Source organism: Caballeronia sp. DA-9 (assembly GCF_051615025.1).
Classification (GTDB): Bacteria; Pseudomonadota; Gammaproteobacteria; order Burkholderiales; family Burkholderiaceae; genus Caballeronia; species Caballeronia sordidicola.
The window spans coordinates 1,415,666-1,432,017 of sequence record NZ_CP195133.1 but is presented as its reverse complement, the minus strand read 5'-3'; the positions used below and the strand labels follow the sequence as shown (position 1 = coordinate 1,432,017).

Annotated in this window: 14 protein-coding genes; 1 reads left to right on the top strand and 13 read right to left on the bottom strand. The window is 59.9% G+C overall.

What is annotated here, in order from left to right; all coding sequences use genetic code 11:
* Positions 1 to 58 precede the first annotated feature (58 nt).
* From ACRWA7_RS22620 to ppsA, 3 genes are all read right to left on the bottom strand, one after another.
* A complete protein-coding gene (locus ACRWA7_RS22620) occupies positions 59 to 1,000 on the bottom strand; it encodes an SPFH domain-containing protein (protein ID WP_060816772.1) in 942 nt (313 codons plus the stop codon).
* A 58-nt stretch (positions 1,001 to 1,058) separates the two neighbouring features.
* A complete protein-coding gene (locus tag ACRWA7_RS22615; protein WP_438396194.1) occupies positions 1,059 to 1,487 on the bottom strand; it encodes an NfeD family protein in 429 nt (142 codons plus the stop codon).
* A gap of 112 nt (positions 1,488 to 1,599) precedes the next feature.
* On the bottom strand, positions 1,600 to 4,005 hold the full coding sequence (gene ppsA, locus ACRWA7_RS22610; RefSeq protein ID WP_438396191.1) for a phosphoenolpyruvate synthase: 2,406 nt from the start codon (positions 4,003 to 4,005) through the stop codon (positions 1,600 to 1,602).
* Positions 4,006 to 4,467: 462 nt separating this feature from the next.
* On the opposite strand from ppsA, the gene ppsR reads away from it, so the two are divergent.
* Positions 4,468 to 5,286 carry a posphoenolpyruvate synthetase regulatory kinase/phosphorylase PpsR gene (gene ppsR, locus ACRWA7_RS22605; protein ID WP_060817153.1) on the top strand — a complete coding sequence of 273 codons (819 nt, stop codon included), beginning with the start codon at positions 4,468 to 4,470 and terminating at the stop codon, positions 5,284 to 5,286.
* Between the two features lie 52 nt (positions 5,287 to 5,338).
* Here ppsR and ACRWA7_RS22600 read toward each other — a convergent pair whose 3' ends face one another.
* The 10 genes from ACRWA7_RS22600 to ACRWA7_RS22555 form a co-directional block, all read right to left on the bottom strand.
* The gene (locus tag ACRWA7_RS22600; RefSeq protein WP_438396190.1) at positions 5,339 to 6,124 is read right to left on the bottom strand and encodes a TrmH family RNA methyltransferase; all 786 of its coding nucleotides are present in this window, start codon (positions 6,122 to 6,124) and stop codon (positions 5,339 to 5,341) included.
* Positions 6,125 to 6,134: 10 nt separating this feature from the next.
* Complete coding sequence (gene rnhB / locus ACRWA7_RS22595) at positions 6,135 to 6,854, bottom strand: ribonuclease HII (RefSeq protein WP_438396189.1); 720 nt, start codon at positions 6,852 to 6,854, stop codon at positions 6,135 to 6,137.
* A complete protein-coding gene (gene lpxB, locus ACRWA7_RS22590) occupies positions 6,854 to 8,020 on the bottom strand; it encodes a lipid-A-disaccharide synthase (RefSeq protein ID WP_438396187.1) in 1,167 nt (388 codons plus the stop codon). The genes rnhB and lpxB overlap by 1 nt, the downstream gene beginning before the upstream one ends.
* Positions 8,021 to 8,031: 11 nt before the next feature.
* Complete coding sequence (gene lpxA, locus ACRWA7_RS22585; protein WP_438396185.1) at positions 8,032 to 8,820, bottom strand: acyl-ACP--UDP-N-acetylglucosamine O-acyltransferase; 789 nt, start codon at positions 8,818 to 8,820, stop codon at positions 8,032 to 8,034.
* A 91-nt stretch (positions 8,821 to 8,911) separates the two neighbouring features.
* Positions 8,912 to 9,382 carry a 3-hydroxyacyl-ACP dehydratase FabZ gene (fabZ, locus tag ACRWA7_RS22580; RefSeq protein ID WP_060816779.1) on the bottom strand — a complete coding sequence of 157 codons (471 nt, stop codon included), beginning with the start codon at positions 9,380 to 9,382 and terminating at the stop codon, positions 8,912 to 8,914.
* 101 nt (positions 9,383 to 9,483) lie between these two features.
* The gene (gene lpxD / locus ACRWA7_RS22575; protein ID WP_438396184.1) at positions 9,484 to 10,602 is read right to left on the bottom strand and encodes a UDP-3-O-(3-hydroxymyristoyl)glucosamine N-acyltransferase; all 1,119 of its coding nucleotides are present in this window, start codon (positions 10,600 to 10,602) and stop codon (positions 9,484 to 9,486) included.
* Positions 10,603 to 10,650: 48 nt separating this feature from the next.
* Positions 10,651 to 11,166 carry an OmpH family outer membrane protein gene (locus ACRWA7_RS22570; protein ID WP_060817154.1) on the bottom strand — a complete coding sequence of 172 codons (516 nt, stop codon included), beginning with the start codon at positions 11,164 to 11,166 and terminating at the stop codon, positions 10,651 to 10,653.
* A 164-nt stretch (positions 11,167 to 11,330) separates the two neighbouring features.
* Positions 11,331 to 13,643 (bottom strand): outer membrane protein assembly factor BamA, encoded by a 2,313-nt coding sequence (gene bamA / locus ACRWA7_RS22565; protein ID WP_060817155.1) that lies wholly within the window; start codon positions 13,641 to 13,643, stop codon positions 11,331 to 11,333.
* A gap of 98 nt (positions 13,644 to 13,741) precedes the next feature.
* A complete protein-coding gene (rseP, locus tag ACRWA7_RS22560) occupies positions 13,742 to 15,127 on the bottom strand; it encodes an RIP metalloprotease RseP (RefSeq protein WP_438396181.1) in 1,386 nt (461 codons plus the stop codon).
* A gap of 7 nt (positions 15,128 to 15,134) precedes the next feature.
* Positions 15,135 to 16,340 carry a 1-deoxy-D-xylulose-5-phosphate reductoisomerase gene (locus tag ACRWA7_RS22555; protein WP_438396179.1) on the bottom strand — a complete coding sequence of 402 codons (1,206 nt, stop codon included), beginning with the start codon at positions 16,338 to 16,340 and terminating at the stop codon, positions 15,135 to 15,137.
* Positions 16,341 to 16,352 lie beyond the last annotated feature (12 nt).

The window sequence follows — 16,352 nt, the reverse complement described above, 5'->3', positions numbered from 1 at the left end:
GTCGACTGCTTGAGTCGACGCCCTTTTGAATTTATCCCGCTTTCAAGTCAATCCAGCGTCAACCCTTGCGGATTACACCGCCCGGGGCGGCGTCGCCCTTGATGATTGTCAGCGCGGACGCAATCATCGAACTCATCTCCGACAAATTCCCCGGAACGATCAGCGTATTGCCCTGCTTCGCAATATTTCCGAACGCCGTAACGTATTGCTCGGCCACTTTCAGGTTCACCGCTTCCATACCACCGGCCGTCTGGATCGCCGTGCCGATTTTCTCGATCGCCTGAGCATTCGCCGCGGCCACCGCCAGAATGGCCGCCGCCTCGCCTTCGGCCTGGTTGATCTGCGCCTGCCGCTCGCCTTCGGACTTGTGAATGGCCGCCTCGCGCGCGCCCCACGCAATATTGATCTGCTCCTGCTTGCGACCTTCGGACGCAGCAATCACCGCGCGCTTCTCACGCTCGGCGGTGATTTGCGCCTGCATTGCGTGGAGGATTTCCTTTGGCGGCGTCAAATCCTTGATCTCGTAGCGCAGTACTTTCACGCCCCAGTTCGCGGCGGCCTGATCCAGCGACGTGACAATACTGTGGTTGATGTAATCGCGCTCTTCAAACGTCTTGTCGAGTTCCAGTTTGCCGATCACCGAACGCAACGTGGTTTGTGACAACTGCGTGATTGCATAGATAAAGTTGCTTGAGCCGTACGACGCTTTCATCGCGTCGGTCACTTGAAAATACAGCACGCCATCTACCTGAAGCTGCGTGTTGTCGCGCGTGATACAGACCTGGCTCGGCACTTCGAGCGGAATCTCTTTCAGCACGTGCTTGTACGCCACCCGGTCGATGAACGGCAACACAATCGTCATCCCCGGTGTCAGCGTTGCGTGATATCGCCCGAGCCGCTCAAGCACCCAAGCGTGTTGCTGCGGCACGATCTTGATCGTCTGCGCGGCAATCGCAATAACGATAATCAACAAAATTGCCCCGATGATAGTCACGTCCATCTCCACTCCTTAACAATGCGTGTTCCGCTAACGGAAGCTCAAACCCCGGTCCAACGTCCTAGCGCTTCGCGGCCACCACCAAGGTGTTGCCGGAAAACGCCGTGATCCTGTAAAGCTGCGCGCCTTCGGTTTCGCCGGGCGCCAGTTCTATATCCCATTCCGCGCCGCGATACATCGCCCGCGCACGGCCTTCATGCCATTCGTTGACCTTCAGCGTCTCGCCTATGTCCAGGTTCACGCCCGGGTCATGCGAGGCATCGCGCCGCGCCGTATGCCCGAGTTTCGACCGACGCAACACCGCTCCCGCAATGACCGCGACCAATGCGGCCACGAGCAATTCAATCTCAAGTTCCGCTCCCACCAAATGCGCGATGCCGCCCGCGACAAATCCAAGCGCGATCATCAACAGATAAAACGTGCCGGACATCAATTCGAGCAAGACGAGCGCGCCGGCGCCAATCCACCAGAAAAATCCGTTAGCAGCCATGGCCTACCTCCAAACAAAAACACCCCGGATGGTGTCCGGGGTGTTATAGCACGCTTACGGTTTTGAAAGCTTGGTCATCGCCTTCTTGGCCACTGCGTGACCTGCTGTGACGCTACTTGTTCAAAGCGGCTGCAAGCGTCTTCCACGTGTCGATGATCGTGTCCGGATTAAGCGACATCGACGCGATGCCTTCCTTCGCCAGCCATTCGGCCAGGTCCGGATGATCCGAAGGACCCTGGCCGCAAATGCCCACGTACTTGTTCAGCCGCAAACAGGTTTCAATCGCGCGCTTCAGCATGAATTGCACAGCCGGATCGCGTTCGTCGAAATCGACCGCGAGCAATTCCATGCCCGAATCGCGGTCCAGACCCAGCGTAAGCTGCGTCAGGTCGTTCGATCCGATAGAGAAGCCGTCGAAGTATTCCAGAAACTCTTCGGCAAGAATCGCGTTCGACGGAATCTCGCACATCATGATCAGGCGCAAGCCGTTCACGCCGCGCTTGAGGCCAAACTTCTCAAGCAGGCCAACGACCTTCTCGGCTTGCTTCAAGGTCCGCACGAACGGCACCATGATCTCGACGTTATCGAGGCCCATTTCTTCGCGCACTTTCTTCAACGCGATACATTCCATCTGGAAGGCTTCAGCGAAGTCCTCCGAGATATAACGCGACGCGCCGCGAAAGCCGAGCATCGGGTTTTCTTCGTCCGGCTCGTAACGCGAACCGCCAATCAGCTTCTTGTACTCGTTCGACTTGAAGTCCGACAGACGCACGATCACCGGCTTCGGATAGAACGCCGCCGCGATCGTCGCGATACCTTCCGTCAGCTTGTCGACGTAAAAAGCACGCGGCGACGCATGACCGCGCGCGACGCTTTCCACGGCTTTCTTCAAATCGGCATCGATGTTCGGATACTCGAGAATCGCCTTCGGATGCACGCCAATGTTGTTGTTGATGATGAACTCGAGCCGCGCGAGACCCACGCCCGCGTTCGGCAAATGCGAGAAGTCGAACGCCAGTTGCGGATTGCCGACGTTCATCATGATCTTGACCGGAATCTCCGGCAATTCGCCGCGCAGGACTTCGGTCACTTCGGTTTCGAGCAGGCCGTCGTAGATCTTGCCTTCGTCGCCTTCCGCGCACGACACCGTCACCAGTTGCCCTTCTTTCAGCAGGTCGGTGGCGTCGCCGCAACCCACGACTGCCGGCACGCCGAGTTCACGCGCGATAATGGCCGCGTGGCAAGTGCGCCCGCCGCGATTGGTCACGATTGCCGATGCACGCTTCATCACCGGTTCCCAGTTCGGGTCGGTCATGTCGGCGACCAGCACGTCACCCGGCTGCACGCGATCCATTTCCGACGGATCGTGAATCACGCGCACCGGACCCGCGCCGATCTTCTGGCCAATCGCGCGGCCCGTTGCGAGCACGTTCGACTGGCCCTTCAACTTGAAGCGCATTTCGGCCTTGCCGGCGTTCTGGCTCTTCACCGTTTCAGGACGCGCCTGCAGGATGAAGATCTTGCCGTCGCGGCCGTCCTTGCCCCACTCGATGTCCATCGGACGCTGATAATGCTTTTCGATGATCACCGCGTACTTCGCGAGCTGGATCACGTCATTGTCGGTGATGGAAAAGCGGTTGCGCTGCTCGTGCGAGACATCGACCGTCTTCACGCGGCCCGCTTCGCCGGCTTGCGTGAATTCCATCTTGATGAGTTTCGAGCCAATGGAACGGCGAATGATCGGGTATTTGCCCTGTTCGAGCGTGGTCTTGAAGACGTAGAACTCGTCCGGATTCACGGCGCCCTGCACGACCGTTTCGCCCAGACCGTAGCTCGACGTGATGAACACCGCGTCCTTGAAACCCGATTCGGTATCGAGCGTAAACATCACGCCGGCCGCGCCCACGTCCGAGCGCACCATGCGCTGCACGCCCGCCGACAACGCCACTTCAGCGTGCGTGAAGCCCTTGTGCACCCGGTACGAGATAGCCCGGTCGTTATAGAGCGACGCGAACACGTGCTTCATGCGATCGAGCACTTCGTCAATGCCGACCACATTCAGATAGCTTTCCTGCTGACCCGCAAACGATGCGTCCGGCAAATCTTCAGCCGTCGCCGAGGAACGCACGGCGAACGACAGTTCTTCAGGCGAGCTTGCTTGAAGCGTGTCGAAGCCCTTGCGGATCAGTTCTTCCAGGCGCGGCTGAAGCGGCGCGTCGACGATCCATTGACGGATCTCCTTGCCGGCTTCGGCCAAGGCTTTCACATCGTCCACGTCAAAAAGTTCCAGACGCTTGGCGATGCGCTCAGTCAGGTTGTTGTGATGCAGGAAATCGCGAAACGCCTGCGCCGTGGTCGCAAAACCGGTCGGCACCTGCACGCCGGCTTCGGCGAGCTGGCTGATCATCTCGCCGAGTGAGGCATTCTTGCCGCCGACAATGTCGACGTCGGTCATTCGCAACTGCTCGAACGGAACTACATACGCCTGGTCCTTTGCAACGTTAGCTTCGTTAGTCATACAAGCCCCTAAGGTGGATGGAATTCACGATCATGCAAGTGGGCTCATAGCGGCAGCGCCGATTGGCAGCACATACCGCAACCTGCATAACCTGTTTGATAAGCAGCCGCATAAGACCGATGAAGCTGTCCGGGCGGCGTCCCAACGCACGCTGCAATGCCCGGAAACCAGCCTTCCAAACTCGCCGCCAACGATCCGCTTCGCTCATAAAATCGAGGAATTTCTCGCAAAACACACGATTTATATGCAACTTCGTGTGATTACTTGCCAGATCGTTCGCAATTGCTTATCGAACAGGTTGTCGCTATTCTACCGTGATGGCTCTCGAAATGTTTCATTACGGGGCACAAATCCGCTGCGCAATGAGACCCTTCACACGTGCTCCGCGCGCTGGCGCACACGGGCGATACATCGGCGATAATCGCCCTCATTCTTTCACGTCATTCAACGCTCCCCACGCCGATGCCGCCAACCGTATTCATTGTTTCAGATGGCACCGGGATCACTGCCGAGACCTTCGCGCATTCGATCCTTTCCCAGTTCGACCAGAAATTCAGGCTTGTGCGCGTCCCGTTTGTCGACTCCTCCGACAAGGCGCATGCAACGATCGCGAAAATCAACGAGGCTGTGTCGCTCGACGGCCGTCGTCCGATCGTTTTCACCACGCTGGTCGACAGTGAGTCGAACGAGATCGTGCAGCGTTCGAATGCGCTCGTGCTGAACATGTTCCAGACGTTCATCGAACCGCTCGAGATGGAACTCGACATCAAGTCCACGCACGCAATGGGCCGCGTTCACCAGAACGCCGATACGGACGAGTACAAGAACCGCATCGAGGCAATCAACTTTTCGCTCGCGCACGACGACGGCCAGTCCAACCGCAATCTTGTCGACGCCGACGTGATCCTGGTTGGCGTATCGCGCAGCGGGAAGACGCCGACGTCGCTCTATCTGGCAATGCAATACGGCGTCAAGGCGGCGAACTATCCGTTGATACCGGAAGACTTCGAGCGAGGGCGCTTGCCTACGCCGCTGCTTCCGTATCGGGAGAAGATGTTCGGTTTATCGATCGATCCGCAACGGCTCGCGGAGATTCGCAACGAGCGCCGGCCGGGAAGCAAATACGCGGCGCTGGAGAATTGCCGGTACGAGATCAACGAAGCGGAAGCGATGATGAAGCGCGAAGGCGTCAAGTGGTTATCGTCGACGCACAAGTCGATCGAGGAAATTGCCACGACGATCCTGCAAGAGATTCGGCTGGAACGGCCTTCGTATTATTAGGTTGAGTGACCGTAGGCAAAAAGCCGTTTCAACGCGAGTTGAAACGGCTTTTTTATGCGCGTTGCTGCCGGCACTGCTCGAAGACGCACACCGCCGCCGCCGCCGCCACATTCAGCGATTCCATTCCGCCCGGTTGAGGAATGGTCACGCGAAGCGCCGCGTTATTACGCCAGAAGGGTGAAACGCCCGCGCCTTCGTTGCCCATCACCCACGCAAGCGGACCGGACAAATCAGCATCGTAGATTGCCTTTGCGCCGTGCGAATCCGTGATGGTCACGAGCACGTTGGGATCCAGTCGCGACGCCAGATCCGCTGTATCGACATCTTCATAAATGCTCAGCAGAAAATGCGCTCCCATCCCGGCGCGCAGCACTTTCGACGACCATGCGTACACCGTTCCGGGCACGCAAAACACGTGCTGAATGCCCGCGGCGGCCGCGCTGCGCAAAATAGAACCGACATTGCCAGCGTCCTGAACGCCGTCGAGGATCATGCAGGTTTGATCCATGCGCTCAGGCAACACAAGTGTAGGCTTCTCGACCAGCAACACCATACCCACCCCATGCACGACGCCCGACAACTGCCCGAACAACGCATCGGGCAATGTATAAACCCGCGCCGGATCGATTCGCCCGACAATCTCGCGCGCTTCATCGTGCCGCAACGCGCCCTCCGTCACCACGCACGTTTCGGGCTGCCCGGCCGCTTGCAAATAGGCATCGGCGAGATGCAGGCCTTCCAGCAACGCGTGTCCGCTGCGGCGCTGCTGCGCCGTCGATCCGGCGAGCGCCTTCAACCGCTTGTAAAGCGGGTTGTCCCGCGAGGTTATGGATTTCACTTGAGGGGAATCAAAACGGAGGTGCGTCGACACTCTGCTCGGCAGCGGCTGCCGCAAGCAATTCCGGAGCAACGGCTGGCAGCGGCGAGCCGAGTCGTGCATGAGCCTCGCGCACGGGCGCAAAAGATCGCCGATGATGCTCGCAAGGCCCGTGTTCGAGCAAGGCCTTCAGATGCTGTGGCGTGCCGTAACCGGCGTGAGCATCGAAGCCATAAACGGGATGGGTGCCGTGCAATTGCAGCAGCATCCGATCGCGCGTGACCTTGGCCAGGATCGACGCCGCCGATATCTGTGCAATCAGTGCGTCGCCGCCGATTACAGCCACGGAACGCATCGATAAGACCGGACACCGGTTGCCATCGATTTTAGCGACCGTCGGTGCGACCGATAGCCCCTCCACCGCACGCTTCATGGCAAGCATGGCGGCATGGAGAATGTTGATGGTGTCGATTTCCTCGACGCTCGCCGACGCCACGCAGTACGCGAGCGCGCGATCGACGATCTTCTCGTAAAGCTCTTCACGCTTCTTGGCGCTCAATACTTTCGAGTCATCGAGGCCGCGAATTTTCGGCTTCGATGGATCGAAGATCACCGCCGCCGCAACCACCGGACCGGCCAGCGGACCGCGGCCGGCTTCATCGACGCCGCAAATGATGTCGGCCGGGGAATCGAAGTCGAACTCCGGCTGTTTCGCGCGCCGAACTACACCCTTGACGACGATCTTCGCCATTACCGCGGCCTCCTCGTTTCCAGCACCTGCGCCACCGCATCCGACGCGCGTCGCGCTGTATTCTGGCGCAGCACATGGTGCATTTCAGTGAAGATTTCCGTCAGTGTCGCTCGGTTCGCTTCGTCGTTCAACTGTTTGAGGGTTGCGTCGGCGAGCGCTTCGGGCGTGGCAAAGTGCTGCAGGATTTCCGGCACGACAAAGCGCCCCGCCAGGATATTCGGCAAGCCAACATACGGCAGATAACCCTGGCGCTGCATGATCTGGCCCGTGAGCCAGGGCACCTTGTACGAGATGACCATCGGCTTTTTCAGCAGCGCCGCTTCGAGCGTCACCGTGCCGCTCTTGACCAGAATGGCGTCGGCGGCGGTCATCGCACGCTGGGCCTGGCCTTCCGTGATGGTCAGCGCAAGGTTCGGATGCGCCGCCACGAGCGGCTGCAGCAGTTCGCGCAACGCGGCGGTCGCAGCCGGCATCACGAAACGCACGCCGGGTTCGCGCTGCTGCATCAGTTCCATTGCGTCGAAAAACGTCGGGCCAATCAGCCCGATCTCCGAGCGCCGGCTGCCCGGCAACACGGCGATAATCGGGCCACCGGCAGGCAGCCCAAGCTCGCGCCGGGCGCCATCCACGTCGGGAACCAGCGGGATTTCGTCGGCGAGCGGATGGCCCACGTAGGTGGACGCCACGCCTGCCTTCGCCATCAGCGCGGGTTCGAACGGGAATACGCACAACATGTGATCGACAGCTTTCACGATCTTCTTGATCCGGCCGCCGCGCCATGCCCAGATGGAAGGGCACACGAAATGCACGGTTGGAATGCCTGCATCGCGCAACGCGTGCTCCAGACCAAAATTGAAATCAGGCGCATCCACGCCGATAAACACCGACGGCGGCTCCGCAAGCAGTTGACGCTTGAGCTCGTTGCGAATGCCCAGGATCTCGGGAATGTGCTTGAGCGCTTCCACATAGCCACGGACGCTGAGCTTTTCCATGGGCCAGTGAGCATCGAAACCCGCGGCCGTCATGCGCGGACCGCCGATACCGCTGAACTGCGTACCCGCGGGCAAACGCGCGTTCAGGCCGTCGAGCAGCGAAGCCGCGAGCAGATCGCCCGACGGCTCGCCTGCGACCATCGCAACGCGCAACGGTGCGGGCGCGAGCGTCATTGGCCGCTCGATCAACGGATGATGCCGCGTTGCGACGCGTCGATGAAATCAGCCAATGCGGTGACCGGCGCATCGCCGTCACCGCCCGCGGACGCGAGTTCGCGCAACTGCACCTTCGCTTCTTCGAGCGTCGCGCCGCTCTTGTAGACCAGCCGGTACGCCGAGCGCAGCGCGGAGATGGCTTCAGCCGAAAAGCCGCGTCGACGCAGCCCTTCCACGTTGATGCCATGCGGTTCGGCCTTGTTGCCGGCCGCGATCACGAACGGCGGAATATCCTGCACGAGCGCCGAAGCGCCACCAAGCATGGAATGCGCGCCAATCCGCACAAACTGATGCACGCCCGACATGCCGCCCACGACCGCGTAGTCACCGATGATCACGTGGCCCGCAAGCTGCGCGTTGCTCGACATGACAATATTGCTGCCCAACTGACAGTCATGGCCGATGTGCACGTAGGCCATGACCCAGTTGTCGTCGCCAATGGTGGTCACGCCCGTATCCTGCACCGTGCCCGTGTGAATGGTGGTGAATTCGCGGATCGTATTGCGATCGCCAATCACGAGCCGGGTGGGCTCGTCCTTGTACTTCATGTCCTGCGGCCGGCCACCAACCGATGAGTAATGGCCAATGCGGTTATCGCTGCCGAGCACCGTGTGGCCTTCTATCACGCTGTGCGAGCCAATGGTCGTGCGCGCGCCGATCTGCACGTGCGGGCCGACGATCGCGTACGGACCGACTTCAACGGATTCGTCGAGCTGCGCGCCCGGTTCGATAATCGCGGTAGGGTGAATCTTGCTCATGCGCCCTCGCTATGTGTTCTGTTGCTTGTCTGCCGCGCGGATTGTGCTGCCTGCGTCGCTTGCACTGCTCGTACCGATCGAACTGCGGCCATTATTTTTCGGTAGCCGAGTTCTTTATTGTGCACATCAGCTCGGCTTCGGCTGCGACCACGCCATCCACTTCCGCCACGGCGCTGAACTTCCAGATGCTGCGCATATAGCGCTCGAAATTCACGTTCAGGATCAGTTGGTCGCCCGGCTCGACCACGCGCTTAAAGCGCGCCTTGTCGATACCAACGAAGTAGTACAACGTCGTCTCCGGATCATGCGGCTCGTCTTCCTCGACAAACGTCAAAAGCGCCGCTGCCTGCGCAAGCGCCTCGAGAATCAGCACGCCGGGCATCACCGGCCGCTTCGGGAAATGGCCCTGGAAATAGGGTTCGTTGATCGACACGTTCTTGAGCGCCTTGATGCTCTTGTGCGGCGTGATTTCGAGCACGCGATCCACGAGCAGGATCGGATACCGATGCGGCAGCAGCGTGAGAATCTTGTGAATGTCTAAATTGATTTTTTCGGTGCTCATAGTCGTTCTGCTCGCGCGCTTCACAGCGCGGGTGTTGACTGCGAAGGCGCTCGTGGATTTCGTCTCGGGCGACTTCGCATGGGATGGCGGTTTTTACCGTCTTAGTGTGCGTCAGGCGTGCTTTGCGGCTTGCCGTACGGCGAGCCTTGCGGTTTATCAACCGCAGCTTCCAGCGTCTTGATGCGCTCGCGCAGCTTGTCCAGATTACGCACAATGGCAGCGCTCTTGTTCCAGTCAGCGTGATTCACGGCGGGGAATGCGCTGGTGTACATGCCAGGCTTCAACAACGATTTCGATACGCCCGACTGTGCCGTGACAATCACGTAATCCGCGAGCGTGACATGGCCGGCAATACCTACGGCGCCACCGATCATGCAGTGCCGCCCAATGTTCGTACTGCCCGCAATGCCGGCGCAACCCGCTATCACCGTGTACGCGCCAATCCGGCAGTTATGCCCGATCTGCACGAGATTATCGATCTTCACGCATTCCTCGATAATCGTATCGGCCATGGCGCCACGATCGATAGTGGTGTTTGCGCCGATTTCCACGTCCTCGGCAATGACCACCGCGCCGACCTGCGGAATCTTGACCCAGCTGCCGGTACGCGCTGCGCCATCGCCCACGAAATCAGGCGCAAATCCGAAACCGTCCGCGCCGATCACCGCACCTGCATGCACGATCGCGCGCGCACCGAGCTTGCAGCCATAATAAATGGTCACATGGGGGTAAAGGTGCACGTCCTCGGCGAGCGTAACGCCCTGGCCTACCGAGACGCCCGCATCCAGCCTCGCGCGTTCGCCGATCACCGCGCCCGCTTCCACGCTCACGTGCGGACCAATCACGGCGCTCGCCGCGACCCTGGCCGCCGGATGGATAAACGCCGTGGGATGCACGCCAGGCAAGACTGGCGGCGTGGCAAGATCAATGAAGACCTGCGCCACACGGGCAAAATAAGCATAGGGATTGGGTGTGACGATAAAGTTGCGTCCATCCGGCGACGCCACTTTTTCCAGGTCGGCCGGCGAGATCAGCACGGCGCCCGCCTGCGTACTCTCTACCTGCGACAAATATTTCTGGTTGGCGAGAAACGCGAGTTGTTCGGGCCCCGCTTTATCCAGCGGCGCGAGGCCGTTCACACGATATCCGGCATCGCCTGCAATGTCTCCGCCGAAGCGCTGTGTCAATTCACCCAACGTGATCGCGCTATCTGATGCCATCCGCTCTACCGCTCCAAATCAGTGCAAATTCAGTAACTTCAGTGATACTTAGTTAGATGTACCCGGATTGGTCGACAGGCTCGACTGATTCGCGGCCAGCGCCTTCAACACCTGGTCGGTGATATCTATCCGCGGACTGACGTACACCGCTTCCTGCACGATCAGGTCGTAATGCTGCTGCTCGGCAATCTGCTTGATGACCTTGTTGGCCCGGTCCAGCACGCCCGCAAGTTCCTCGTTGCGGCGCTGGTTCAGGTCCTCACGAAACTCGCGCTGCTTCCTCTGGAAATCCTGATCCAGTTGCGACAGGTCACGTTGTTTGGCGGCGCGATCTGCGGGCGCCATGCCCGCTCCGTTCTTGTCCATGGCGTCCGACATGGACTTCAAACGCGCGGCCATGTCCTGCAGGGCTTTGTCGCGCTTCGAAAACTCCTGTTCGAGCTTCGATTGCGCCGCCTTGGCCGCCGCCGACTCGCGCAGAATACGATCGGAATTGACGGCGGCAATCCGGGCCTCTTGCGCGTCTGCGGTAGCTACGCCCATCAGTCCAAATGTCACCGACATCAAAAGCGCCAACGCCACATGTTTCGAAAGCTTACCGGTTCGCAAAGTCTTCCTCACGTTACTTATTTACACCACTTGATTTATGTTGCAGCAAGATTTGTCCCGTCTCGACCCGGTTCCTGCTCTCACTTCGAACCGGGTCGCCAAAGCCGCTTGACCCGATATTAGAACGCCGTACCAATCTGGAACTGGAACTTCTGATACTGGTCGCCTTCATGTTTCTGCAGCGGGAAACCCAGGCTCAGCTTGAGCGGACCAATTGGCGAAATCCACGCCAGACCCACACCGTAACCATACCGCAGGCCGTTCGCCCCAGTGGTCGTGCCGCCTTGACCCGGATCGCCCCAGACGTTACCACCGTCGAGGAACGTGAACACGCGCAGCGTCCGGTCATAGCCGGTACCCGGCAACGGGAACGTCAACTCGATATTACCCACCGCCATGCGCGAGCCGCCGATCGGGTCACCCGTGGTGGTATCGCGAGGACCGAGGGAGCTTGGTTCATAGCCTCGAACCGAGCCGATACCACCCGCATAGTAGTTCTTGAAGATCGGGTATGTCTGGCCCTTCAGGCCCTTACCGTAGCCGCCTTGCAGGTTCAGGCCCAGCACGAAGCCGCGGGCGAACGAATAGTAATACTGGGCTTGCGCGTCGACCTTGACGTAAGTGGTGTTACCCGCGGGAGTGCCATATTCAGCATTCGTCTGCGTGTAGTAACCGCGGCTCGGGACCAGCGCGCTGTCGCGATTGTCCCGCGACCAGCCCACTGTCACCGGCACGTTGTTCACGACACGGCCGAACTCGTTGACGTAGTCCTTGTAGCTTTGCGGCGTCGATGCGTCGACGTCGAGCGTGTTCTGCTCCAGGCCCGCGCCGAAGTACACCGTGTCCTGCTCCGAGAACGGAATCCCGAACTTCAGGTCGCCACCCACCGTCACGATCTTGAAGCTCGAATCGGTCGAGTAATAGAGCGGCTGATATGTACGGTAATACAGGTCGGTAATGCGCTTGATGCCGTCGATGGTGAAGTACGGATCGACCTGGGTCACCGTCAACGTCCGGTACGTCTTGGCGGTATTGATGTTCACCGAGAGGCTGGTTCCCGAGCCGAACACGTTGTCCTGGGACACGCCGGCCGAGAGCACCACCTTGTCCGTCGATGAAAAACCCGCACCCAGCGTGATCGCGCCGGTCGGTTTTTCGGCGACCTTCACGTCCACGTCCACCTGGTCGTTCGTGCCTTCGACCGGAATGGTCGTCACGTCGACGTCGGTAAAGTAACCGAGACGATTCACCCGATCCTTCGAGAGCGCGAGGCGGCTCGAATCGAACCACGAGCTTTCGAGCTGGCGCATTTCCCGGCGCACGACTTCGTCGCGCGTACGCGTGTTGCCGACAATATTCACGCGCCGCACATACACGCGGCGGCTCGGGTCCACGTTCAGCGTGAGGTCGACTGTGTGATTGGCCTGGTTGATCTGCGGCTGCGCATTGACCTGCGCGAACGCATAACCGTATTCGCCCAGCTTGTCGACAATCGCCTTCGTGGTCGCCTGCAGCTTTTCTGCCGAGAAACGATCGCCTGGTTTGATCTTGATGAGCTTGTTCAACTCGGCCTGACGGTCGAGCAGATTGCCCGAAAGCTGGATGGCGCTGATCTTGTACGGCTCGCCTTCATGCAGCGTGACCGTCAGATACATGTCCTTCTTGTCCGGCGAGATGGAAACCTGCGTCGAGTCGATATTGAACTCGAGGTAGCCGCGATTCAGGTAATACGAACGTACATTTTCGAGGTCGCCTGTCAGCTTTTCCTTCGCGTACAGGTCGTTCTTCGTGTACCACGAGAACCAGTTCGGCGTGGAAAGCTGCATTTCGTCGCGCAGCGTGCTCGTGCTGATCGCATTGTTGCCGATGAAGTTGATCTGGCGGATCTTCGCGCTCGGACCTTCTGCCACCGAGAACAGGATCTGCACGCGGTTGCGGTCAACCGGCGTGACCGTGGTCGTGACTTCCGCCGCATAGAACCCGCGCGTCAGGTACTGGCGCTTGAGTTCCTGCTCGGCCTTGTCCACCAGCGCCTTGTCATATGAGCGGCCTTGCGACAGGCCGACCGAGCGCAACGCCTTGATCAGGTTGTCTTTCTCGAACTCGTGGATGCCGGAGAAATCGATCTGCGAAATGGCCGGACGTTCCTGCACCTGCACGACTACCACGTTGCCCTGTGTTGCGATCTGGACATCGTTGAAGAAGCCCGTTGCATAAAGCGCCCGAATGGCTTCGGAAGCCTTGTCGTCGGTGAACGTGTCGCCCTGCTTGATAGGCAAATAGGCGAAAACCGAGCCAGGTTCGATGCGCTGAAGGCCGTCAATCCGGATGTCCTGCACGACAAACGGCGTTGTCGCGTGCGCCGCCATGCCGGTAGCGGCCAATGCTGCGGCCACAGCCGACTTAGGAACAAAGCGATGAGGTTTGAACAACGTGCTTCCCCAGTGTGTATAGCTGCATCGAGCCGGACCGCGTTCGTTCAAGCGCCGCCGGACAAGATGGAAAGGATCAAGGTGAATCAGAAACCGGATCAAAAGCGAATCAGGCGAGCCAGGTCGTTAAAGAGCGCAATCATCGACAAGGCGACGATGCAAACCAGACCCGCTCGCTGCAAAGCCATCTGCCATTTATCCGACACGGCTTTGCCTGTTGCGGCTTCAACCAAATAATATAACAGATGCCCACCGTCAAGAACCGGAATCGGTAACAAGTTCAACACTCCGAGGCTAATACTCACGAGTGCGAGGAAAGAGAGAAACGCCGACAAACCGAGCCGCGCGCTTTTGCCCGCGTAGTCCGCGATCGTCACCGGTCCCGAAAGATTCTTGAGCGACGCTTCGCCCGTAATCATGCGGCCGAACATGCGCAGCGAATAAATGCTGATGTCCCAGGTCCGTTTCGCGCCAAGCTGCAGGCTTTCGAGGGGACCGTAACGCACATCGACCGACGGAATGCGCGTGGCAAGCGACGCGCCGATACGGCCAACATTGCGGTTCGTCGTTGCATCGGCCTTGAGTTCCGGCACGATCTGCACGGCGCGCTGCGCGCCGTTGCGCTCGACTGTCAACGAAACCGGCGTACCCGGACGATGCTGCACATAGTCGATAAAACCCATGGCGTTATCGATCTTCTTTCCATCGATTGCGCGCAGCACATCGCCCGCCTGGAGACCGGCTTTCGCCGCCGCGCTGCCCGCTTCCACGCCCGCCACCGACAACGTGCCGCCGCCCGGCTCGAAGCCGAGCTTGTCCATGAAGTCCTGGTCGATGTCCTGGTCGTCGACCTGGCCCACCGTCACAGGGAAGTCGAACGTGCCTTCGCTGGTCTTCGCCGCGAGTACGACGCGCCGCTGGTCGAACGATGCATCGAGGAGTTTCCAGCGCAGGTCGGACCACGAGCGGATCGGCAGCGTGTCGCCGGTAGCGCCGCCGCCTGGCGTCATGTCGCGCATCGAAATAACGGTTTCGCCGCCTTCGAATCCGGCTTTCGCCGCCACCGTACCGGCCGCTGGCGTGGCGACAATGGCGGCTGGCTCCGAGACGCCCGCAGCGAACACGCCCGCGAACAGGAGAATAGCGAGAATGAAGTTGAAGACCGGGCCGGCCGCAACAATAGCAATACGCTTGAACACGGACTGGCGGTTGAACGCGTGCGGCAAGTCGGCTTCGGAAATGGTTGCTTCCGTTTCACGCTCGTCGAGCATCTTCACGTAGCCGCCAAGCGGCAGCGCCGAGATCGTCCATTCCGTGCCGGTGGTCTTGCTGACCCATTTAACGAGCGGCTTGCCAAAGCCGACCGAAAATCGCAGGACCTTCACGCCGCACAACCGCGCAACGCTGAAATGACCAAATTCGTGGACGACGACCAGCACGCCGATAGCCACGACAAACGCAACGATTTCAGTCAGGAAGTTCATGTGCGCCTCAATGCAGGACGCGTTCGGCTTGCGGCGCGTCCATGGTCAGCAGGGCTGAGAACTCGCTCGCGAGACGGCGCGCTTCGGCGTCGGCTGCAAGCACTTCGTCGAGTGTCGATGCACTGCCATTCGGCATCGCGCTCAACACGCGCTCGACCACTTCGCCAATCGACATGAAGCCGATACGGTGATCCAGAAACGCCTCCACCGCTACTTCGTTGGCCGCGTTGAGCGCAGCGCTCGCGGTGCCGCCGGCTTCCAGCGCCTTCAACGCGAGCGCGAGACACGGGAAGCGCTTCAAGTCGGGTTTTTCGAAGGTAAGCGTTGCGATTTGCGCGAGATCGAGCTGCGCCACGCCGGAATCGACACGATCCGGAAACGCCAGGGCGTGCGCGATCGGCGTGCGCATGTCCGGATTGCCGAGTTGCGCGAGCACGGAACCATCGGCGTAGGACACGAGCGAATGAATCACGCTTTGCGGATGAATCAGCACTTCAATGCGCGATCCCGGCACGTTGAAGAGCCAATGCGCCTCGATCACTTCGAGGCCTTTGTTCATCATCGTGGCGGAATCGACGGAAATCTTGCGGCCCATCGCCCAGTTCGGGTGCTTGCAGGCTTCGTCGGGCGTGACGTGTCTGAGCGAGGATGGCTCGCGGGTGCGAAACGGGCCGCCCGACGCGGTCAGGATGATCTTCGATACCCCGCCGTGCAACGCCACTTCACGTGGCAGACACTGGAACACAGCGTTGTGCTCGCTATCGACCGGCAGCAGGACCGCGCCGTTATCGCGCACTGCATCGATAAAAATTTGCCCCGACATGACCAGCGCTTCCTTGTTCGCGAGCAGAATGCGCTTGCCCGCGCGAGCCGCGGCCAGCGTTGGCGCCAAACCCGCGGCGCCTACGATCGCGGCGACCACGGTGTCGCAACTCGCGCTCGCCGAGACGTCCACGAGCGCTTGCGGGCCGTGGCTCACTTCGGTCTTGCAGCCCTTCGCTTGCAGGGCGGCAGCGACTTTCGCGGCCGTATTGGCGTCGCCTACAACGGCGACTTCGGGCTGGAATCGTACGCATTGCTCAACGAGCTTTTCGCCATTGCGATGTGCTGTCAACGCATAGACCTTGAAACGGTCGGGATGCCGTTCCACCACATCGAGGGTGCTCTCGCCGATCGAGCCCGTCGAGCCGAGCAGAGTCAGACGTTTTTGCATAAATCCTTCTTT